This is a genomic window from Micromonospora sp. NPDC050695 (assembly GCF_040654415.1).
Classification (GTDB): Bacteria; Actinomycetota; Actinomycetes; order Mycobacteriales; family Micromonosporaceae; genus Micromonospora.
Window position 1 is genome coordinate 22,142 of record NZ_JBFAHZ010000040.1, and the last position, 19,605, is coordinate 41,746.

20 protein-coding genes are annotated in these 19,605 nt (G+C 72.3%); 9 read left to right on the forward strand and 11 right to left on the reverse strand.

What is annotated here, in order from left to right:
• Positions 1–6: 6 nt before the first annotated feature.
• Positions 7–693: a hypothetical protein gene (locus AB0H52_RS24175; protein WP_151490237.1), complete on the reverse strand. Its 687-nt coding sequence runs from the start codon at positions 691–693 to the stop codon at positions 7–9.
• Between the two features lie 73 nt (positions 694–766).
• Positions 767–1,228, reverse strand: coding sequence for a peroxiredoxin (locus tag AB0H52_RS24180; RefSeq protein WP_278122638.1), 462 nt, complete (start codon positions 1,226–1,228; stop codon positions 767–769).
• A 184-nt stretch (positions 1,229–1,412) separates the two neighbouring features.
• On the opposite strand from AB0H52_RS24180, the gene AB0H52_RS24185 reads away from it, so the two are divergent.
• Positions 1,413–2,141 (forward strand): SDR family oxidoreductase, encoded by a 729-nt coding sequence (locus AB0H52_RS24185; RefSeq protein ID WP_151490239.1) that lies wholly within the window; start codon positions 1,413–1,415, stop codon positions 2,139–2,141.
• Between the two features lie 31 nt (positions 2,142–2,172).
• On the opposite strand, the gene AB0H52_RS24190 is transcribed toward AB0H52_RS24185, so the two are convergent.
• The 4 genes from AB0H52_RS24190 to AB0H52_RS24205 all read right to left on the reverse strand — a co-directional run bounded on the left by AB0H52_RS24190 (position 2,173) and on the right by AB0H52_RS24205 (position 4,382).
• Positions 2,173–2,298, reverse strand: coding sequence for a hypothetical protein (locus tag AB0H52_RS24190; protein ID WP_255473694.1), 126 nt, complete (start codon positions 2,296–2,298; stop codon positions 2,173–2,175).
• On the reverse strand, positions 2,295–3,707 hold the full coding sequence (locus AB0H52_RS24195; RefSeq protein ID WP_278122637.1) for an OFA family MFS transporter: 1,413 nt from the start codon (positions 3,705–3,707) through the stop codon (positions 2,295–2,297). The genes AB0H52_RS24190 and AB0H52_RS24195 overlap by 4 nt, the downstream gene beginning before the upstream one ends.
• A gap of 133 nt (positions 3,708–3,840) precedes the next feature.
• Complete coding sequence (locus AB0H52_RS24200; RefSeq protein ID WP_151490241.1) at positions 3,841–4,092, reverse strand: flavin reductase; 252 nt, start codon at positions 4,090–4,092, stop codon at positions 3,841–3,843.
• On the reverse strand, positions 4,089–4,382 hold the full coding sequence (locus AB0H52_RS24205; protein WP_225854533.1) for a hypothetical protein: 294 nt from the start codon (positions 4,380–4,382) through the stop codon (positions 4,089–4,091). The genes AB0H52_RS24200 and AB0H52_RS24205 overlap by 4 nt, the downstream gene beginning before the upstream one ends.
• A 213-nt stretch (positions 4,383–4,595) precedes the next feature.
• Between AB0H52_RS24205 and AB0H52_RS24210 the strand changes: the two genes are divergently transcribed.
• Positions 4,596–5,363 (forward strand): Scr1 family TA system antitoxin-like transcriptional regulator, encoded by a 768-nt coding sequence (locus AB0H52_RS24210; RefSeq protein WP_357950139.1) that lies wholly within the window; start codon positions 4,596–4,598, stop codon positions 5,361–5,363.
• Positions 5,354–5,554 (forward strand): DUF397 domain-containing protein, encoded by a 201-nt coding sequence (locus AB0H52_RS24215; protein ID WP_357950142.1) that lies wholly within the window; start codon positions 5,354–5,356, stop codon positions 5,552–5,554. Before AB0H52_RS24210 ends, AB0H52_RS24215 begins: the two co-directional genes overlap by 10 nt.
• Before the next feature lie 168 nt (positions 5,555–5,722).
• Here the strand turns inward: AB0H52_RS24215 and AB0H52_RS24220 are convergent, their stop codons facing one another.
• Both AB0H52_RS24220 and zwf read right to left on the reverse strand, forming a co-directional pair.
• Positions 5,723–6,565, reverse strand: a complete 843-nt coding sequence (locus AB0H52_RS24220) for a hypothetical protein (RefSeq protein WP_278122634.1) — start codon at positions 6,563–6,565, stop codon at positions 5,723–5,725.
• A gap of 51 nt (positions 6,566–6,616) precedes the next feature.
• Positions 6,617–7,996 (reverse strand): glucose-6-phosphate dehydrogenase, encoded by a 1,380-nt coding sequence (gene zwf / locus AB0H52_RS24225; protein ID WP_357950145.1) that lies wholly within the window; start codon positions 7,994–7,996, stop codon positions 6,617–6,619.
• A gap of 191 nt (positions 7,997–8,187) precedes the next feature.
• Between zwf and AB0H52_RS24230 the strand changes: the two genes are divergently transcribed.
• From AB0H52_RS24230 to AB0H52_RS24255, 6 genes are all read left to right on the forward strand, one after another.
• Positions 8,188–9,819, forward strand: coding sequence for a beta-N-acetylhexosaminidase (locus AB0H52_RS24230; RefSeq protein ID WP_357950148.1), 1,632 nt, complete (start codon positions 8,188–8,190; stop codon positions 9,817–9,819).
• Between the two features lie 244 nt (positions 9,820–10,063).
• Entirely contained in the window at positions 10,064–10,789 is a 726-nt protein-coding gene (locus AB0H52_RS24235) for an alpha/beta hydrolase (protein WP_357950151.1), read from the forward strand.
• Between the two features lie 192 nt (positions 10,790–10,981).
• Positions 10,982–13,579 (forward strand): class III lanthionine synthetase LanKC, encoded by a 2,598-nt coding sequence (lanKC, locus tag AB0H52_RS24240; protein WP_357950154.1) that lies wholly within the window; start codon positions 10,982–10,984, stop codon positions 13,577–13,579.
• 5 nt (positions 13,580–13,584) lie between these two features.
• The gene (locus AB0H52_RS24245) at positions 13,585–13,704 is read left to right on the forward strand and encodes a SapB/AmfS family lanthipeptide (protein ID WP_013734295.1); all 120 of its coding nucleotides are present in this window, start codon (positions 13,585–13,587) and stop codon (positions 13,702–13,704) included.
• A gap of 73 nt (positions 13,705–13,777) precedes the next feature.
• Positions 13,778–15,505 carry an ABC transporter ATP-binding protein gene (locus AB0H52_RS24250; RefSeq protein ID WP_357950157.1) on the forward strand — a complete coding sequence of 576 codons (1,728 nt, stop codon included), beginning with the start codon at positions 13,778–13,780 and terminating at the stop codon, positions 15,503–15,505.
• A complete protein-coding gene (locus tag AB0H52_RS24255) occupies positions 15,502–17,256 on the forward strand; it encodes an ABC transporter ATP-binding protein (protein WP_357950160.1) in 1,755 nt (584 codons plus the stop codon). Before AB0H52_RS24250 ends, AB0H52_RS24255 begins: the two co-directional genes overlap by 4 nt.
• Positions 17,257–17,275: 19 nt before the next feature.
• Here AB0H52_RS24255 and AB0H52_RS24260 read toward each other — a convergent pair whose 3' ends face one another.
• The 3 genes from AB0H52_RS24260 to AB0H52_RS24270 all read right to left on the reverse strand — a co-directional run bounded on the left by AB0H52_RS24260 (position 17,276) and on the right by AB0H52_RS24270 (position 19,353).
• A complete protein-coding gene (locus AB0H52_RS24260; protein WP_151490250.1) occupies positions 17,276–17,860 on the reverse strand; it encodes a response regulator transcription factor in 585 nt (194 codons plus the stop codon).
• A 123-nt stretch (positions 17,861–17,983) separates the two neighbouring features.
• Positions 17,984–18,589 (reverse strand): response regulator transcription factor, encoded by a 606-nt coding sequence (locus tag AB0H52_RS24265; RefSeq protein WP_357950163.1) that lies wholly within the window; start codon positions 18,587–18,589, stop codon positions 17,984–17,986.
• Between the two features lie 194 nt (positions 18,590–18,783).
• A complete protein-coding gene (locus tag AB0H52_RS24270; protein ID WP_151490252.1) occupies positions 18,784–19,353 on the reverse strand; it encodes a hypothetical protein in 570 nt (189 codons plus the stop codon).
• Positions 19,354–19,605 lie beyond the last annotated feature (252 nt).

Here is a 19,605-nt window from a genome sequence, read left to right on the forward strand (position 1 = left end):
GCACCCTCAGCGGGCCTCGCGCAGCTCCGCGAGCCGCGCCTCGATCTCGGCCAGCTCGGCGCGCAGCTTCTCCGCCTGCTGCTCGGCCTCGGCCCGCTCGGTGCCGAGGATCTGCTCCACCGCCTCCTGCACACCGGGCACGTCGACCAGCGCCACCATCTTCAACGCCTCGGCCGGCTTCACCACGTACGGCTTCGCGAGAGCCTTGGTGCCCTGCTGCGCGGCGACGGTCCACTCGCCGTCGGCGTACGCCAGCGTCACCGTCAGACCGGCCGGGCTCTTCGGCTTGACGGCCTTGACCGCCCGTCGCGCCGGCGCCTTCTCCGTCTGCTCCACCTTCGGCTCCCCCTGTCGCGGCGCGGGCACCCGCGGCGTGTCCAACACGAACTCCGGCGCGGCCACCGCGGGCGACGCCGGCGGCTCCGGCTCCGCCTTGGGCTCCACCAGCCGACGGCCCGCGCCCTTGGGCGCCACCGCCAGATCCGCGGGGGAGAACGGCAGCTCGTCGCGACCGAACCGCACCACCACGAACTCGTCGGACACCTCGGGGTCGGTCAGCTCGACCACCTGGCCGACCTGACCGGCGATCTGCCCCGCCGACGCGGTGAACACCACCCGCGGCCTACGCCCGGCCGCCAACGCCTCCCGGATGCTCTGCACCTCGTCAGTGGACAAACCCTGGCCGGCATCCATCACAACCCTCTTCCGTACACCTGTTTGATTGCTGTCTTGATACCAGCCCGCTGCGACACCCGCCGCACGGGGCTCAGCCGCCCAGTGCCCGCAACGCCCGGTCGGCGTGGTCGTTCATGCTGACCTCGCTGTGGATCACCTCGATGACCCGCCGGTCGGCGCCGATCACGAACGTCATCCGCTTCATGCTCAGCGGCCCCAACGGCACCCGCCGCTTCACCCCGAACGCCTGCGCCACCGTGCCGTCCACATCCGACAGCAGCGGGTAGTCGAAGCCGTGCAGCTTCGAGAACTCCGCCTGCTTCGCCACCGGATCGCGGCTGATGCCCACCCGCGACGCGCCCAGCGCCGTGAACTCCGCGGCCAGATCCCGGAAATGGCAGCTCTCCGCCGTGCAGCCCCGGGTCATCGCCGCCGGGTAGAAGAACAGCACCACCGGACCGGTCGCCAGGAACTCCGACAGCCGCCGCGGCGTGCCCGTCTCATCCGGCAGCTCGAAGTCCTCCACCACGTCGCCGACACCCACACCCGCCACCGCGCACCTCCGTTGTCCGATCGAACGCGCGGTGAGCGTAAGCGATCACGCCCAGAGCGCCGACACCTCGTCCGCCACCGCCGCCGAGCACCAACGCCCGCCGCATGTGACCCTCCTCTCGACGACTGATCCGCGCCGGTCACGGTAGCGTCGGCCCATCCCACCCGACAGCCCTGGAGGCACCGTGGCACCCGTCACCGTCATCACCGGCGGCGGCCGGGGCATCGGCGCGGCCACCGCCCGCCGACTCGCCCGCGCCGGGCACGACATCGCCCTGTGCTACCGCCGCGACGACGCCGCCGCCGACGCGGTCCTGGCCGACCTGCGGGCCACCGGTGTGCAGGCCGTCGCGGTACGCGCCGACACCACCGACCCCGAGCAGGTCGTCGCGCTGTTCGACGCCGCCGCACGTCTCGGCCCCATCACCGGCCTGGTCAACAACGCCGGTGTCACCAGCCTCATCGGCCCCTTCACCGAGCTGCGCGTCGAGGACCTGCGCCGCGTCGTCGACGTCAACCTCGTCGGCTACGTCCTGTGTGCCCAGCAGGCCGCCCGCCGGCTGGGCGACGGCGGCGCCATCGTCAACGTGTCGTCGGCCGCCGCGACGCTCGGCAGCCCGGGGGAGTACGTGCACTACGCCGCCGTGAAGGCCGCCACCGACACCCTCACCGTGGGCCTGGCCAAGGAACTCGCGCCCCGCGGCATCCGCGTCAACGCCGTCGCCCCCGGCCTGGTGCGCACCGACATCCACACCGACTCCGGCGTGCCCGATCGCGCCGACAGCGCCGCCGGCCGCATCCCGATGGGCCGCGCCGGCGAACCCGACGAGATCGCCGCCGCCATCGCCTGGCTGCTCGGCCCGGACGCCTCGTACGCCACCGGCACGGTGCTGCGCGTCTCCGGCGGCCTGTGAGCCGGGGCGTGGTGCGCCCCGGCTCACCGCCTCAGTGGGTGAACAGCTTCGCCGCCGTGATCACCGTCTGCACGACCCCGTAGCCGAGCAGCACCGCCACCACCAACCAGGAGATCCACAACCGGGCCTGCTGCCCGTGCCGACCGTCGTCGCTCATCGCGTACCGCTCCTCTCGACCGCCGTGTCCTCGTCCGCGCTCTGACCCCGCGCCGGCTCGTGGTAGCGCTGCGGCACCGGACGCACCAGCAGGTTCGCCACGAAGCCCACCGCGAGCACGCCCACCATGGTGAACAGCGCCGGCCGGTACGCCGCCGCCGTCAACGTGCCCGGTTCGCCCTGCGCGTCGAGGAACCCGTTGACGATCAGCGGGCCGGCGATCCCCGCCGCCGACCAGGCGGTCAGCAGCCGACCGTGGATCGCACCCACCTGGTACGTCCCGAACAGGTCCCGCAGGTACGCCGGCACCGTGGCGAACCCGCCGCCGTAGAACGACAGGATCACGCAGGCCAGCAGCACGAACAGCGCCGTCGCGGTCTGCCCGACCAGCGCCAGCAGCGCGTACAGCACCATGCCGACCCCCAGGTACACCAGGTAGATCGGTTTGCGTCCGATGACGTCCGAGGTGGACGACCACACGAACCGACCGGCCATGTTGAACAGCGACAGCAGGCCCACGAACCCGCCGGCCGCCGCCACCGTCACCGCCGAGGTGCCGTTGTCCCGGAAGAAGTCCTGGATCATCGGGCTGGCCTGTTCCAGGATGCCGATGCCGGCGGTCACGTTGCAGAACAGCACCACCCACAGCAGCCAGAACGAGCGGGTCTTCACCGCGTTGGCCGCCGACACGTTCGCTGTGGTGACCAGGGGCTTGGCCGCGACGCTCGCCGGGTCGAAGCCGTCCGGACGCCACCCCTCGGCGGGCACCCGCACGTTCGCCACCCCGAACATCATGATCACGAAGTAGCCCAGGCCGAGCGTCACGAACAGCCACACCAGCGCGCTGCCCGACGCCGTGGAGCCGGCGTTGGACGGGTCGTAGGCGGGGTCGTAGAACGACAGCAGTTGCCGCGACAGCGGGGAGGCCACCATCGCCCCACCACCGAAACCCATGATCGCCAGACCGGTGGCCAGACCCGGCCGGTCCGGGAACCACTTGATCAGCGTGGAGACGGGGGAGATGTACCCGATGCCCAGGCCGATGCCGCCGAGCAGCCCGTAACCCACGTACAGCAGCCACAGCTGCTTCGTGGCGATGCCCAGCGAGCCCACCAGGAAGCCCGCCGCCCAGAAGCAGGCCGAGACGAACATCGCCTTGCGGGGCCCGTTCGCCTCCACCCACGTCCCGGCGACCGCGGCGGACAACCCCAGCATCACGATCGCGATGCTGAAGATGACCCCGATCGCGGTCTGGCTGGCGTCGAAGTGGGCGATCAGCGAGTTCTTGTACACGCTGGTCGCGTAGACCTGACCGATACACAGGTGAATGGCCAACGCCGCCGGAGGGATGAGCCACCGGCTGTAGCCGGGCGGCGCGACGGTGTGCCGACGATCGAGTGCGGAAAGCATGCGCTGCTTCCTCTCCGGAGCGGACGGGAGACGTCCTCCACATGCCCACACCGCGCCTCGTCGGCAAACCTCGCCAGCGCCGGACGGTCGATGCCGTGAGCTGAGCGGTCAGTCAGCCCCTCGGGCCGAGGAACTACCGGGCGGACGCCCAGCCGGTGAACCGTTCGGTCAGATCAGCGCGCGGCACGCCGTCAGGTAGCTCGGCGCTGAGCTGTGCCACAGCCTCGTCGCGCAGCGTCGTCAGATAATCCAGCAGGGCGGCTCGATCCTCGCGGTACTCGGCGAGAAGGTTCAGCTTCGCCACCGAGCACGGCCAGGCGATGCCGCACGCCCGACACCGCCAGGTCGGTCGCGTCGGCAGATGCGCGGGCCGACGCCGGGTCACCGACCAACCCCCACCGGAGTACGGCGGACGGGCGCCGGCACCGCCGTCAACCATCGCGCGCCCGCCGGCATCAGGTACAACTCGCGCCGCGCGACGGCGTCGCCGTTGCGGCCGAGCTGGTACGCGTCGATCCACAGCCAGCCGTCGTACGTGTGCCGGTCGCTCAATGCCCGGATCACCCGCACCGTGATGGGCCGGACGAACTGCGGACTCGCGGCACGGGTCAGGTGCAGCAGGTCGCCAGAGCGCACCTCCCGTGCACTCGCGCCGGCGGGCTTCAGCTTCTCGATGGGCACGGTCTTCCCCTCGGATGTGCGGCGGTGGGAGGGGCCGCCCCGGTGAGTGCTCGCCCGTGGGGGCGGCCCCGCTACGAACGCGTCCGCCGGGTTCGGGTCCCTACCGGCCGCGCCGTCTACCTCCCACCTTCGCTGGGGGTTGCGGGACGCATACACTCCGTATAAGCATTCCTCTGGGACGTTCGGGACGTCAGAGGGAGGCGCGCAGTGAACCACGTACTCATCGCAGCGATGGCCGAGGCGGGCGAAACAGCCGAGAGTCTCGCTGGCCAGGTTGGGGTCGATCCGAAGACGGCCGCACGGTGGGCCAACCCGGGACGCATTCCCCGCGCGAGACACCGCGCCGAGGTCGCTCGCCTGCTCGGTCAGGAGGTCGGTGAACTATGGCCGGACGTCCTGACCCGTCGCGAACCGGCGTGGTTTCGACCCTGGGCGGACATCGAGCGCCAGGCAGCGTCGCTACGAACCTTCCAACTCGCATGGATCCCCGGCCTTCTCCAGACCGAGGCGTACGCCCGTGCCACGCTCGCAGGCGAGGCGATGACCCCGGCTGAGGTGGACGATCTCGCCGCCGCACGGATTAACAGGCAGGCAGTGTTGCGCCGCGAGCGCCCGCCGCTTTTTATCGCGGTGTTCGATGAGATGGTCCTGCGGCGGACGTGCGGCAACGACCGGGCGATGATGGCGGAGCAACTGGCGGTCCTCGCCGATTACGCCGCGATGCCGGCGATACGGGTCTACGTCGTCCCGTTGACGGCTGGCATGTACCCAGGACTTGGCGGCCCCTTCACACTCGCCGATTTGCCCGACGGTGGCCGCGTCGCACACATCGACAGCCAAGCGCCCGCGCTGATCACGGAGCAAACCATCGACATTGGTACGCTCGAACGGCGGTGGGAGTGTGTTCGCGGCGAAGCGCTGTCCCGAACGCAGTCCCTGGATCTCATCAGGGAAGCGGCAGCATCATGGACGTGACGGGTGCGCAGTGGCGCAAGAGCACGAAGAGCGGCAACAACGGCGGTGACTGCGTCGAGGTCGCCGACAACCTGCCTGGCGTCGTCCTCGTCCGTGACACGAAGGACCGCGACGGTGGCACGCTGAGCTTCGGCTCCGCGCAGTGGCAGGGCTTCGTCCGCTTCGCGAAGGCCCTCGACACCGCCGCCTGACCAGCGCCCGCGCGATCGACTCCGTTTCGCGGGAAATGGGGTACCGACGACGGTCGGATACCCCATTTCCAGGAAACCGAGCCGGACGGGCCGGGCGCCCTTTGATCGTTGGCAGATGAGCAATGCGACACGCCGGGCGTCGCGCGTCTGAGCTGCCACCGATCGCCGCTAGCCGGCCGGCTGCGCCCGCCACACCCAGTTGCGCCGCTCGTAGAGCAGCGTGAGACCCAGGCGGCGCATGTTGTCCAGCGACGGGTTGGACGTACCCGGATCGGGTCGGCCCGTCTCGGCGGTGACCCACCGGCAGCCCGCCGCCGCCGCGGCGGCCACCCGGGCCGCCAACAGGCCCGACTGCGCGCCCCGACCCCGGTGCGTCGGCAGGGTCGCGCCGGTGTTGAGCGAGGCGACCTCGCCGTGCACGAACAGGTTGGCGGCGGCCACCATCTGCGTGCCGTCCCAGGCCGCGAACGGACGGAAGCCGGGATCGCGCACACCGGCGGCGAGCATCGGCGCGAGGTGCTGCTCGGGCATGCCGAAGCACCGCAGCACCACCGACGTCCACTCGTCCACCAGCTCGTCGGGGACCGGTCCGACCCGCAGGTCCGTGCGGCCCGGCCGCAGCGCCGCGATCTCGCCGGCCATCTTCACCCAGACGCTCCCCGGGGTGATGGTCTCCCGCGCGCAGATCTCGTCCCAGTCCGCCGGCAACCGGTCCGGCGCGATCTGGATGACCGCACCGGGAGTGCCCTCGGCGCGGTACACGTCGCACACCCGCGCGATCAGGTCACCGGTGACCGGCTCGTCGAAGCCGAACCCGAGCGCCTTGCTCCAGTAGCCGGTCGGGTCGTGCCGCATCGACAGCACCACTCCGCCACCGATCCGGGCGGTGCGGATGCCGAGCGCGTCCCGGACGTCGGCCGGCGCCCCCGACTCGTACCGGAACATGAACTCGGCCTCCGCCAGCTCGGCGAGCGCGCGTACCGCGTCCTGACCCTGATGATCACCTGTCACCCGGCACAGCCTGCCACGACGCCGGCGGTGCCGGCACCGTGAGCAGCGCCACTACCGCAGGTCGGGGGTGTGCCAGCCGCCGGCGAGGGCGTCGGCGTCCGCCGGACCCCAGGTGCCCTTGTCGTACGGCTGCACCTCGTCGGCCAGGTCCAGGATCGGCCCGACGATGCGCCACTCCTCCTCGATCGTCTCGGCGCGCGCGAACCGCAGATGCTGCCCGTCCATCGCGTCGTCGAGCAGCCGCTCGTACGCCTCCTGACGGCGACCGAACGCCGCGCCGAAGTCCACCGACAGGTCCACTGGCCGGCTGGTCACCTCGGCGCCCGGGCTCTTCGCCTGGATCGACATCGTGATGCCGTCACCGCGGCCGAGCCGGAAGCGCAGCAGGTTCGCCGGCGCCGCGGCCCCGCCCTCGGCCGGGATGAGCGTCCGCTGGGGCTGCTTGAACTCGACCACCACCTCGGTGGCCGTTCCCGGCAGGGACTTGCCGGTGCGCAGGTAGAACGGCACTCCGGCCCAGCGGGGGGAGTCGACCGTCAACCGGGTCGCCACGAACGTCTCGGTGTTCGAGCCCGGCGCGACGCCCGGCTCGTCGCGGTAGCCCGCGTACTGTCCCCGCACGGTGCTCTCCGGCGACAGCGCCTCGATCTGGCGCAGCACCGCGCTCTCCGCCGCACGGAAGGCGTCGGTGTCGTCGGCGGCCGGCGCGTCCATCGCGATCAACGCGACGACCTGCAGGATGTGGTTCTGCAGCACGTCGCGGGTGGCGCCCACGGTGTCGTAGAAACCGGCACGGCCCTGGGTGCCGAACCCCTCGGCGAGGGTGACCTGGATGTTGTCGATGTGGTCGCGGTTCCACAGCGGCTCGAACAACCGGTTGGCGAACCGGAAGGCGTACAGGCCCTCGACGGCTTCCTTACCGAGATAGTGGTCGATGCGGAAGACGCGCTGCGGGTCGAACGCCGCGCGCAGCGTCCGGTCCAGCTCCCGCGACGAGTCCAGGTCACGCCCGAACGGCTTCTCCACGATCACCCGGCCCCGGTCGGCCAGGCCGGCCGCCGCCAGGCCCTCGACGACGGCGCCGAACACCGCCGGCGGGATCGCCAGGTAGAAGATCGGCCGCTCGGCGTCACGCAGGCGCTCGGCCAGCCGCCGGTACGTGTCGGGGTCGGCGTAGTCGCCGGAGATCATCGACAGGTTGCCCGCCAGGGCGTCGAACGCCTCGTCGTCGACCTCGTCGTTGGCCTCGGTGACCGACTTGCGGGCGGTGGTGACCAGTTGCTGATCGTCCCAGGGGGAGCGGGCCACGCCGATCACCGGGACGTCGAGGCGGCCGCGGCGGGTCAGCTCGTACAGCGCCGGGAACAACTTCTTCGAGACGAGGTCTCCCGTGACGCCGAACAGCACTACCGCGTCTGAGCGCATGGGCATGGCACTTCCATCCGATCATGTGAACCTGATCTTCCAATCGGTGAACGGCCCGGCCCACCTGCGCATTCCCCCGACAGGGTGGCCGTGAGCACGGCGACAGCCGCACCACCCGGGGACGGCGGTGTCCCCGGATCAACGATTAGGAAGGTTTACAGTCCGGTCGCGTCCCGGGTAGCGTGCGAATCGGATCGATGACCACCGATCACGACGAAGGCCTGGAGGTATCCGTGCGTCGCCGACACACCACGACGCGGCTGCTGGCCATAGCCGCGCTCGCGCTACCGCTCACCCTCTCCGCAGCCCCCGCCGTCGCCACACCGAGCACCCCGGCCCGACAGCTCACCGACGTGATCCCCGTGCCCGTCGACACCCGCCCCGACGCCCGCGCCGCATTCCGGCTCAGCCCCCTCACGGTCATCCGCACCGCACCCGGCTCCTCCGCCGCCTGGCAGGTGGGCCGCCAACTCGCCGACACACTGCGCCCCGCCACCGGCTACCCCCTGCCCGTCCTGCCCGTGCCCTCCACGCCACTGCCCGAGATCGCCCTCGTCCTCGGGGGAGCGGACCACCGCGTCGGCCAGGAGGGCTACCAGCTCGACGTCACCCGCCGCGGCGTGACGATCCGCGCCACCACCCCCGCCGGGCTGTTCGCCGGCACCCAGACACTGCGCCAACTCCTACCCGCCGACATCGAGGCACCCACCCGGCAACGAACCACCTGGACCATCCCCGGCGGACGGATCATCGACTACCCGCGCTTCGCCTACCGGGGCGCCATGCTCGACCTCGCCCGGCACTTCCACACCGTCGACGAGATCACCGCGTACGTCGACCTCATCAGCCAGTACAAAATCAACTACCTGCACCTGCACCTCACCGACGACCAGGGCTGGCGTATCCAGATCGACTCCTGGCCCCGCCTCACCACCGTCGGCGGCGGGCCCGGCACCGGCGTCGACGGCGTCGGCCCCGGATACCTCACCAAAGCCGACTACCAGGCCGTCGTCGCGTACGCCGCCGCCCGGCACGTCACCATCGTCCCCGAGATCGACATGCCCGGGCACACCAACGCCGCCCAGTCGACCTACCCCGAACTCAACTGCGACGGCGTCGCACCGCCCCCACGCACCGACATCGCCGTCGGCTACAGCTCCCTGTGCATCAACGACGAGCTCACCTACCGCTTCGTCGAGGACGTCATCCGCGAACTCGCCGCCATCACCCCCGGCCCGTACCTGCACATCGGCGGCGACGAAGCCCACGCCACCACCGACGAGGACTACCGCACGTTCATGAACCGCGTGCTGCCGCTGGTCAGCAAGTACGGCAAACGCGCCTCCGGCTGGAACGAGATCGCGCAGGCCGATCCGCCCGCCGACGCCGTCGCCCAGTTCTGGGGCACCGGCACCACCAACGCCGACCTCGTCGACGCCGTCACCCGCGGCACCAAGGTCATCATGTCCCCCGCCAACAAGTCCTACCTGGACATGAAGTACGACGCCACCACCCGCCTCGGACTGCGCTGGGCCGGCCTCATCGAGGTGTCCGACGCGTACGGCTGGGACCCGGCCACGCGCGTCACCGGCGTCGGCGAGAGCGCGGTCCTCGGCGTCGAGGCGCCCCTGTGGTCCGAGACCCTGCGCAGCCTCGACGACATCGAGTACATGGCCTTCCCCCGCCTGCCGGCGATCGCCGAACTCGGCTGGTCGACCACCACCAGCCACGACTGGGAGTCATTCCGGACCCGGCTGGGGGAGCAGGCACCCCGCTGGCGGCTGCAACAGGTCAACTTCTACCCGTCCCCCCAGGTGCCCTGGATCTGAGCCGACCCGGTGCGCCGACCGAACCCAGCCGGCGCCCCGGCATCCCTCAACGACCGCAGGAGGTGTCCGCCGACGGACTCGGCGCTGCCTGCGATCCGCTGCCGGCGACGGATCGCAGGCAGCGCAGTCGGGCCAGCACGAGCAGGCGACGCACACCCGTTCCACGTCCGCTCGCTAGGCTCCCGGAATGGACCTGGCGGTTGACGAAACAACGGGAACCGGACCGACGATTGTCTGCCTGCCTATGTTCAGCACCACCCGCGCCGCCACGGCAGCAGCCTTCAGCCCCGCCCTCGCCGGCGCAGGCCTGCACGAGACGTACCTGGACCTGCCCGGCCACGGCGACTCACCGGCGACCGACCACCCCGCCTCCCAAGCCATACTCGACACCGTCTGCGCATGGCTCGACCGCCACACCGACGCGCCCGTCCTGCTCGCCGGAGCGTCCTACGGCGCCTATCTCGCCGCCGGGATCGCCCGCCAGCGACCGGACCTGGTCCGCGGCCTGCTCCTCGTCTGCCCGGGCGTCACCATCGCACCAGCCAGCCGAACCCTGCCCGACCCCCACCCGTCAACGGCGCCCACCGGCTGGCTCGACGCCGCCCCCGCCGACCTGCACCCGCACCTCGACACCGCGCTGGGCCACCGCACCCCGGGCGTCGTCGCCACGGTCCTCGCCGCGCTGAACTCCGGCGGCCCCGGCGACGACGCATTCCAACACGACCTCCGCACAGGACCCGGGTACGCGCTGCCCGACGAGACCGCCGACACCGTCTTCGACGGCCCGGTCAGCGTGCTCACCGGCCGGCAGGACGGCATCGTCGGCTACGCCGACCAGTTCCACGCCATGCGCCGCTACCCGCACGGCACCTTCAGCGTGATCGACGAGGCCGGCCACTACCTGCCCTACGAGCAGCCCGCCCTGCTGCGCGCGCACACCCACCACTGGCTGCGCCGCACCCGCGACTGACCTGGGCGGCGAGCACCCGAGCGCGTCCCGGGCGCCCGCCGGCCGCGCGGACCTGACTTTTGTCATGAGTACCCGTGCGCCTCACATCGAAGCCGATGACTAAGCGCACTGTGGCGCGCCCCGTCCCGTCCACGAGACTCGATTCAACGCCGGCACAACAGCCGGTACGGGTTCGAGACGGGAGGCGGGACGATGGACGAGCGCTACGACAGTTACTGCGCCGCGGATCGACTGTTCTACGACTCGCTCGGCAGCGCCGTCGCCCAGCCCGTCTTCCCGGCCGCCGACCGGCCCGTCCCGACCGGCTGGCGGCGAGAGCCGCTCGACGACTGGCTGATCTACGGTCCGGACGGCGGCTCGCTGCCGCAGCAGGGCTGGAAGGTCCACATCTCGGCGGGCCTGACGAACGCCGAGCGGGTGCTGGACGCGGTCTGGGACTACTGCGTCCCCCGTGGCCTGTCCTTCAAGTTCCTGCGCGGGCCCCGCACGCTGCTGCTGCGCAACTCCAAGTACGCCGCGCGGGCCGCCAGCGGCAAGTTCATCACCGTCTACCCCCGTGACGACGCCGAGTTGGAGCTGACCTGCAAGGAGCTCGACAAGCTGCTCGCCGGCGAGTCCGGCCCGTACATCCTGAGCGACCTGCGCTACGGTGCCGGCCCGGTCCACGTGCGCTACGGCGGATTCGCCGCCCGCTACTGCCACTCCCCGGACGGGCAGGTGGTCCCGGCGATCGAGGACGACACCGGTGCGCTGGTGCCCGACCGCCGCGAACCGGTCTTTCACGTACCGTCCTGGATCACCCTGCCGGACTTCCTCGGCCCGCACCTGGCCGCCCGCAACGACACCAGCACCAACCAGGTGCCGTACCGCATCGAGCGAGTGATCCACTTCTCCAACGGTGGCGGGCTGTACGTGGGCCGGGACCTGCGAAGCGACACCGAGGTGGTGCTGAAGGAAGCCCGCCCGCACGCCGGCCTGGACGCCGACGGCGTCGACGCCGTCGCCCGACTGGCCCGCGAGGCGGCCGCACTGCGGCAACTCGCCGACCTGCCGCAGGTGCCACGCGTGCACGACGAGTTCACCCTCGGCGAGCACCGGTTCCTCGCGCTCGAATTCATCCAGGGCCGGCCCCTGAACAAGGTGCTCGTCGACAGGTACCCGCTCATCGACGCCGACGCGACGCCCGACGACCGCGCTGCGTACACCCGCTGGGCGCGGCACGTCCACGAGCAGGTCGAGTCCCTCATCGCGGCCATCCACCAGCGCGGCCTCGTCTACGGCGACCTGCACCTGTTCAACATCATGATCCGCCCGGACGACCAGGTCGCCCTCGTCGACTTCGAGGTCGCCGCCCCGATCACCGGGCACCGCCGACCCGGACTACGCAACCAGGGCTTCGCGGCCCCCCGCGACCGCAGCGGCCCGGCGGTCGACCGGTACGCCCTGGCGTGCCTGCGACTGGCGCTGTTCCTGCCCCTGACCCAACTGGTCCGCCTCGCCCCGACCAAGGCGGCCCACCTGGCCGACATCATCGCCGCGAACTTCCCGATCCCGCGATCCTTCCTCGACCCGGCCGTCGAGGAGATCACCGGCGCTCCCCGCCAGGCCACCGACCCCCACACCGACCTCGGCGCGGACGACTGGCCCGCCCAGCGCGACCACCTCACCAGAGCGATCATCGCCAGCGCCACCCCCGAACGCGACGACCGGCTCTTCCCCGGCGACATCGAACAGTTCCGCAGCGGCGGCCTCAACCTCGCCCACGGCGCCGCCGGCGTGCTGTACGCCCTCGCCGCGAGCGGCGCGGGCCGCTGGCCCGAGCACGAACAGTGGCTCACGCGGCGGGCGACCGCACCCCCGTCCGGCACCCGCTGCGGCTTCTACGACGGACTGCACGGCGTGGCGTACACCCTGGAGCACCTCGGACGCCGACAGGACGCGCTGGACGTCCTCGACATCTGCCTCCGCGAACCGGTGGACGGACTCGACCACAGCCTGGCCAGCGGGCTGTCCGGAATCGCCCTGAACCTCGCCGAACTGGCCGCCCGCACCGGGGAGCAGTCGCTGCGCGACGCCGCCTGGCGCGCCGCCGAACGGGTGATCGACCGGCTGGCCGACGACCCCGGCCCCGACATCAGCGGCGGCCGCCACCCGTACGCCGGGCTGCTGCGCGGCCGGACCGGCCCCGCGCTGATGCTGCTGCGCCTGCACGAACTCACCGGCGACGACGACCTGCTGGGGCACGCCGCCACGGCACTACGCCAGGACCTACGCCGCTGCGTGCTGCGCCCCGACGGCGCGCTGGAGGTCAACGAGGGCTGGCGGACCATGCCGTACCTGGCACACGGCAGCGCCGGCATCGGACTGGTCCTCGACCAGTACCTGCGCCACCGCGCCGACGACCGGTTCGCCGAGGCGAGCGCGCAGATCCGCCGCGCCGCACGCTCACCGTTCTACGCGCAGTCCGGACTCTTCACCGGCCGGGCCGGCATCATCGCCTACCTCGCCGCCTCGACACACGACGCCGACCGCCGGGAACTCGACGCGCAACTGCGACGGCTGCCCTGGCACGCGCTGCCCTACCGCGACGGCACCGCCTTCCCCGGCGAGCAGTTGCTGCGCCTGTCCATGGACCTCGGCACCGGCACCGCCGGCGTGCTGTACGCGCTGGCCTGCGCCCGGCACGCCGCACCACCGGCGCTGCCGTTCCTCGCGCCCCTGCCGGACGCACAGAGACTCCCTCGCGACAGCGAGGGCGACGCACTCCACGAACGAGAGGAAGGGAGGTGAACGACATGGCGCTTCTGGACCTCCAGGGCCTGGAGATGGCTCCGGCCGACCGCACGGGCGGTGGTAGCCGGGCGAGCCTGCTGCTCTGCGGCGACAGCTCGCTCTCCGTCACGACCTGCAACTGATCCATCCGCACGTGGCACCCTGGGCGGGTAGACGTACCCGCCCAGGGCAACCGCGTAGCACCCGGGAGGACCGATGCCGACGTTCGCCGTGGGGGACCGACTGCTCCGGCGCACGGTCCTGGCAGGCGGCGGCTGGACCGCCACGCTCGCCGCGGTCGCGCTCCTCGGCGCGACCGCCGAACTCCTGCTGCCCGCAGCCCTCGGCCGCGCCGTCGACGCCGCCCTCACCACCGGCCCCAGCTGGTGGATGGTGTCCGCCTGCACCCTGGTCGTCGTCCTCATCTGCGTCGACACCCTCACCGACCTGGCCACCGGATCCGGCGCCGCACGCGCCACCGCCGGCCTGCGCCGCCACCTGCTGCGGCACCTGTTCGCGCTGGACGTCCGCGCCACCCGCCACCACCCGGTGGGTGACCTCGTCGGCCGGCTGGTCAGCCAGACCGCCGACGCGGGACAAGCCGGCAACGCCGTGGTGCTGGCCACAGTCGCCGTCATCCCGCCCCTGGGCAGCGTCGTCGCCCTCACCATCATCGAACCGGTACTCGGCCTCACCCTGCTCGCCGGCCTCACCCTGCTCGCCGCCCTCATGCGGGCCTTCGTCTCCGACGCCTCCGCCGTGACCGCCAGCTACCAGCGGGCGCTGGGCACCATCGCCGGCCGACTGCTGGAGTCCCTGACCGGCGCCCGGACCATCGCCGCCGCCGCCACCACCCACCGCGAGCAGGAACGGGTCCTCGCGGCCCTACCCGAACTCGCGGCGCACGGCCGCCGCGGCTGGGACCTGCTGGCCCGCGCGAACGCACGCACCTCCGCCGTGGCCCCACTGCTGCACCTGAGCGTCGTCGCCGTCGGCGGGTACGCCCTGACCGCCGGCTGGCTGACGCCGGGACAACTGGTCGCCGCAGTCCGCTACGCGGCGATGGGCGCCGGACTCGGCGGCGTACTCGCCACACTGAACCACCTGGTCCGCAGCCGCGCCGGCGCGCACCGGGTCGCCGAACTGCTCGCCCAGCCCACCGCTCCGACCGGCGACCGACCCCTGCCACCCGGCGGCGGCGCGCTGCGACTGCGCGCCGTGAGCGTACACAGCGACGACGGCCGACCCATCCTGGACCGGATCGACCTGGACGTCCCGGCCGGCGCCACCATCGCCGTCGTCGGAACGTCCGGCTCCGGCAAGTCGACACTCGCCGCCGTGGCGGGACGGCTGCACGATCCCGACGCCGGCGACGTACGACTCGACGGCGTACCCCTGCGGCACCTCGACCCCACGGCACTGCGCCGGGCCGTCGGCTACGCCTTCGACAGGCCCGTGCTGATCGGCGCGACCATCCACGACGCGATCGGCATGGCCATGCCGGCCGAATCGGCGACGCCGCCGCCCGACCCCACACCCGCGACACCGGCAGTCCTCGACGCCGCCCGCACGGCCGCCGTCGCCGACGTCGTCGAACTGCTACCCCACGGCTACCGCACCCCGCTGGCGACCACACCCCTCTCCGGAGGCGAAACCCAACGCCTCGGCCTGGCCCGCGCCTTCGCCGCCGAACGACTGCTCATCCTGGACGACGCCACCTCCAACCTGGACACCGCCACCGAACACCGCATCGCCCAGGCGGTGACCGGACGGCCCGGCGAACGCACCCGGCTGGTGATCACCCACCGAGCCGCGACCGCCGCCGCAGCCGACCTGGTCGCCTGGCTCGACGGCGGTCGACTGCGCGCCCTCGCACCACACCAGCTCCTCTGGACCGACACGGACTACCGGGCGGTCTTCCAACCCACCAGCGGTGAACCGTGACCCGTCCCGGCGTACGCCACGAGACCTGGCGGGCGGTACGGGCCCACCGCCGCGAGCTGACCCGCCTCTGCGGCTGGTCGCTCGTCGAGTCACTGCCCGCGCTGCTCTCCGGCTACCTGATCGCCCGCGCCGTCGACCAGGGATTCCTGGCCGGACGGCCCGTCACCGGCCTGACCTGGCTGGGTGCCCTCGCCGTGGCCGTACTGCTCGGTGCCACCGCCACCGGCCGCACCTACCGGAGCCTCGGCGCCGTCGTCGAACCGTTCCGCGACGACCTGGCCACACGCGTCGTCCGGAACGCACTGCACGACGCCACCCGAACCGGCGGCCACCCCGACAGCGCCACCGTGACCCGGCTGACCCACCAGGTGGAGATCGTCCGCGACACCTTCGCCGGCCTGCTGATGGTGACCCGCGGCTTCGTCTTCTCCGCCGGCGCGGCCCTGATCGGCCTGCTCGCCCTGGCCCCGACGGTGGCGGCGCTCGCCGCCGCGCCCATGCTCGTCGGCCTGGCCATCTTCCTCGCCGCCCTGCCGGCGATGGTCGCCCACCAGCGCGCCTACGTCCGGGCCGGCGAACACCTCGGCCAGTCGGCAGCCACCGCGTTGACCGGACACCGCGACGTGCTCGCCTGCGGCGCCCAGGCACGCGTCACGGCCGACGTGCAACGCCGGGTGTCCGCGCAGGCAGCCACCGAACGCACCCTCGCCCGCATGGCCGCGATTCGCAGCCTCAGCCTCGGCATCGGCGGCTGGCTGCCACTGGTGGCACTGCTGGCCGCCACACCGTGGCTGGTCGACCGCGGCCTGACCGCCGGCGCGGTGCTCGGCGCACTGATCTACGTCTCCACCGGCCTGCAACCGGCCCTGCACACCCTCGTGCAGGGCATCGGCGGCGGGGGACTGCGCTACGTCGTGACCCTGGAGAACATCCTGCGCACCAACCCGCACACCACCGCAGCCCACCCGCCGGCACCCGCCGCCCGCACACCGACCCACCGAAGCAGCGCCGCACCGGCCATCGAGGCCCGACGACTCACCTTCCGCTACGGCCCACGCTCCCGACCCGTCCTGGAGGACTTCTCCCTCACCCTCGCCGACGGGGAACACCTCGCCGTGGTCGGCCCCAGCGGCGCGGGCAAATCCACCCTGGCCGCCCTGATCGCCGGCCTGACACCACCCCAGGCCGGCACCGTCCACCTCGCCGGAGAGCCCGTCGCCGACACCACACCGGCCGCCCTGGCCCGGATGCGGGTCCTCGTACCCCAGGAGGCCTACATCTTCACCGGACGCCTCGCCGACAACCTCCGCTACCTGCGACCCGACGCCGACGACCACACCCTGGACACCGCCCTCGACGCGCTCGGCGCACGCCCCCTGGCCACCCGCCTCGGCGGCCTCGCCGCCCCGATCACCCCGACCCTGCTCTCCAGCGGCGAACGGCAACTCATCGCCGCCGTCCGGGCCTGGCTCGCCCCCGCCCCACTGGTGATCCTCGACGAGGCCACCTGCCACCTGGACCCGGCGCTCGAAGCGACAGTCGAGCACGCCTTCGCCCACCGCCCCGGCAGCCTCATCGTGATTGCCCACCGCATCAGCTCCGCGATCCGCGCCCAACGACTGCTGGTCCTCGACGGCGACGAACCCGCGACGGGAACCCACGAGCAACTCCTGAGCCGCTCGGCCACCTACCGACAGCTCGTCGGCTGCTGGGACGAACCCGCCATGTCACCCCCGGCGCCACGAGCCTGAACCACCGCACCGGCGAGGGTCAGATCCAGCCCGCCTCCCGCGCGACACGCACCGCCTCGACCCGGGTACGCGCCCCAACCTTGCGGGCGATCCGACCGAGATGGTTGCGGACGGTGCCACAGCTCAACCCCAGCGACACCGCGACCTCCGCCACCGGCGCCCCCGCAGCGGTCAGGGACAGCACCTGCGTCTCACGATCGGTCAACGGGCCATCCGAGTGCAGCGCCGCCACCACCAGATCCGCGTCGAGCACCGGCTCCCGCCGCGCGAGCCGACGAACCCCGTCGATCACCCGCTGCGGAGCGACGTCACACCGCAGGACACCCACCATCCGGGTCGCGCAGAACATCCCCCGCAGCCGCCCCGCCCGACGCGGGTGAGCCAGCACCAGGACCGGACACGAACCCAGACGACTCGCCTCGACCCCCTGGATGAAGTCCAGGTCGGCCACCATCACATCGGGCCGGTGGGCGAGCACGGCAGCCGGAACCGCAGCGACACGGTCCACCCTGCCCACCACACGGATGTCGTCCTCGGCAGCCAAGACGAACGACAACGCACCCAGCACCAGGGCGCCGTCCAACGCGAGCAGCGTACGGATCACCTCGAACCCTTCCCTGCACCCCGACCGACGATCACGCAACCGTACGCATTCAAACACGCGAATCAAACGTCCGCACGCTGGGGGAGCGGGCCCGAGCACACCCCGCACCCGCCCCCCGGACGACTACAACCAGCCGTCCCTCCGCGCCCGCCACACCGCCTCCAACCGGTTACGAGCACCGGTCTTGCGCAAGATCGCCGACAGATGGTTGCGCACCGTCCCATGCGCCAGGTGCAGCCGCACAGCGATCTCCTTCAGCGGCAGACCCTCAGCGGCCATCCGCAGCACGTCCACCTCCCGGGGCGTCAACGGGCTCTCCGTCGGCCCCAGCACCGCCGCCGCCGCAACTGGATCGATCGCCCGCTCCCCATCGGCGAGCGTGCGGATCACCCGCACCAACTCCTCCAGCGAGCCGTCCTTCCCGACCAGGCCCCGAGCACCGGCCGCCAGCGCCGCCTCCACCAGGGCCGGACTCCACCGGGGGCTCATCGCCAGCACGGCACTCGTCGGCGCCTGCGCCCGGACCGCGGCGACCACCTCCACCGGATCGGGGAGATCCGGCGACAGCGCGAGCACCACCACCTGCGGCCGGCACCGCCGGACCACAGTCAACAACTCGCCGACACCCTCGACATCGGCGACCACCTCCATGTCCTCCTCACGCGACAGCGCGGCGCAGAGCGCCCCGCGCAACAAACCCATGTCCTCGGCGATGACAACGTGGATCACCACGTCTCTCCGATCTCAGGTACGCGCCAGACAGCCACCACCCCGGATCACCCACAGGGTCCAGCAGACCGTCCACGCATGACAGGCGGGCAGGCGTCGGACCCGGGCACCGTCTCGTGAACGGGCCCGGGCACCGGTCGACCCAGCGACTGAACCTGCCGAACAGAGCAGCCGCCAAGGGCCGACCGGCCACCTCAGCCAGGTCGGGCGATCACCGAGGGGGATCGGGTCCCGAGGACGACGAGCCCGAGATCATAGGTCTGCGCGGCGGCGGCCACCTGCCGGACGACCGCCCACACCAGCCCGGGCGTGGGCGCCGACCCGTCGTTGACACCGGCCGCGTCCTGGTCGGCGGGGGTGACGGGCAAACCCGGAAGCCCCGCCGGAGTCGACGTCCGACCGGGCCGCGCGACAGGACGACCCGCCGCAGACACCATGCGCGGCCCGTGGACGACAGACGCCGGCCCCGGCACGGCCACCGCCGGCAGCAGCTCGACGGGGCGTACCGGCGCCAGCGCAGGATCGACCGGTGGGACCGGGGCGCGCCGGTACGCCGCACCGGTCACCGGGACAGCGCGGAGCCCGGGCCCCACCAGCGGGGGCAGCCGCGCCGGCGCCGCAACGACCACCGCGCCGAGAACCGGCGACAGGACGACATCGGTGATGCGACCGAGCACGACGATGACCGGCCGGATCGGCACCCGGTCCACGACGCCCACGACCTGCGCGACCGAGGCGCTGACCAGATCTACCGTGGACGACATGACAGGCCGGATCGCCGGCGGCGCGGCCACGAGCGGGTGTGCCCGGGTCAGCGGAACCGCACCGACCGGCTCAGCCACGCCTGGTGCCGGGGGAGTCAAGCCCCGGCGCGACGGGCCGGCGTCGCGGGGGCCGGCATCGCGGGGGCCGGCATCGCGGGGGCCGGCATCGCGAGGCGGGCGATGGCCGACCCGGACGGCCGCCGCCGACCGCGGTCCAGGCCGGATCGTGTCCCGTTCGACCGGACGGTGCGT

What these genes read in the sequence shown, in the direction of transcription:
- AB0H52_RS24175 (WP_151490237.1), bottom strand. Translation starts at nt 693, where the DNA reads ATGGATGCCGGCCAGGGTTTGTCCACTGACGAGGTGCAGAGCATCCGG.
- AB0H52_RS24190 (WP_255473694.1), bottom strand. Translation starts at nt 2,298, where the DNA reads ATGAGCGACGACGGTCGGCACGGGCAGCAGGCCCGGTTGTGGATCTCC.
- AB0H52_RS24195 (WP_278122637.1), bottom strand. Translation starts at nt 3,707, where the DNA reads ATGCTTTCCGCACTCGATCGTCGGCACACCGTCGCGCCGCCCGGCTAC.
- AB0H52_RS24215 (WP_357950142.1), top strand. Translation starts at nt 5,354, where the DNA reads ATGGACGTGACGGGTGCGCAGTGGCGCAAGAGCACGAAGAGCGGCAAC.
- zwf (WP_357950145.1), bottom strand. Translation starts at nt 7,996, where the DNA reads ATGCCCATGCGCTCAGACGCGGTAGTGCTGTTCGGCGTCACGGGAGAC.
- AB0H52_RS24230 (WP_357950148.1), top strand. Translation starts at nt 8,188, where the DNA reads ATGACCACCGATCACGACGAAGGCCTGGAGGTATCCGTGCGTCGCCGA.
- AB0H52_RS24235 (WP_357950151.1), top strand. Translation starts at nt 10,064, where the DNA reads ATGTTCAGCACCACCCGCGCCGCCACGGCAGCAGCCTTCAGCCCCGCC.
- lanKC (WP_357950154.1), top strand. Translation starts at nt 10,982, where the DNA reads ATGGACGAGCGCTACGACAGTTACTGCGCCGCGGATCGACTGTTCTAC.
- AB0H52_RS24245 (WP_013734295.1), top strand. Translation starts at nt 13,585, where the DNA reads ATGGCGCTTCTGGACCTCCAGGGCCTGGAGATGGCTCCGGCCGACCGC.
- AB0H52_RS24250 (WP_357950157.1), top strand. Translation starts at nt 13,778, where the DNA reads ATGCCGACGTTCGCCGTGGGGGACCGACTGCTCCGGCGCACGGTCCTG.
- AB0H52_RS24270 (WP_151490252.1), bottom strand. Translation starts at nt 19,353, where the DNA reads ATGTCGTCCACGGTAGATCTGGTCAGCGCCTCGGTCGCGCAGGTCGTG.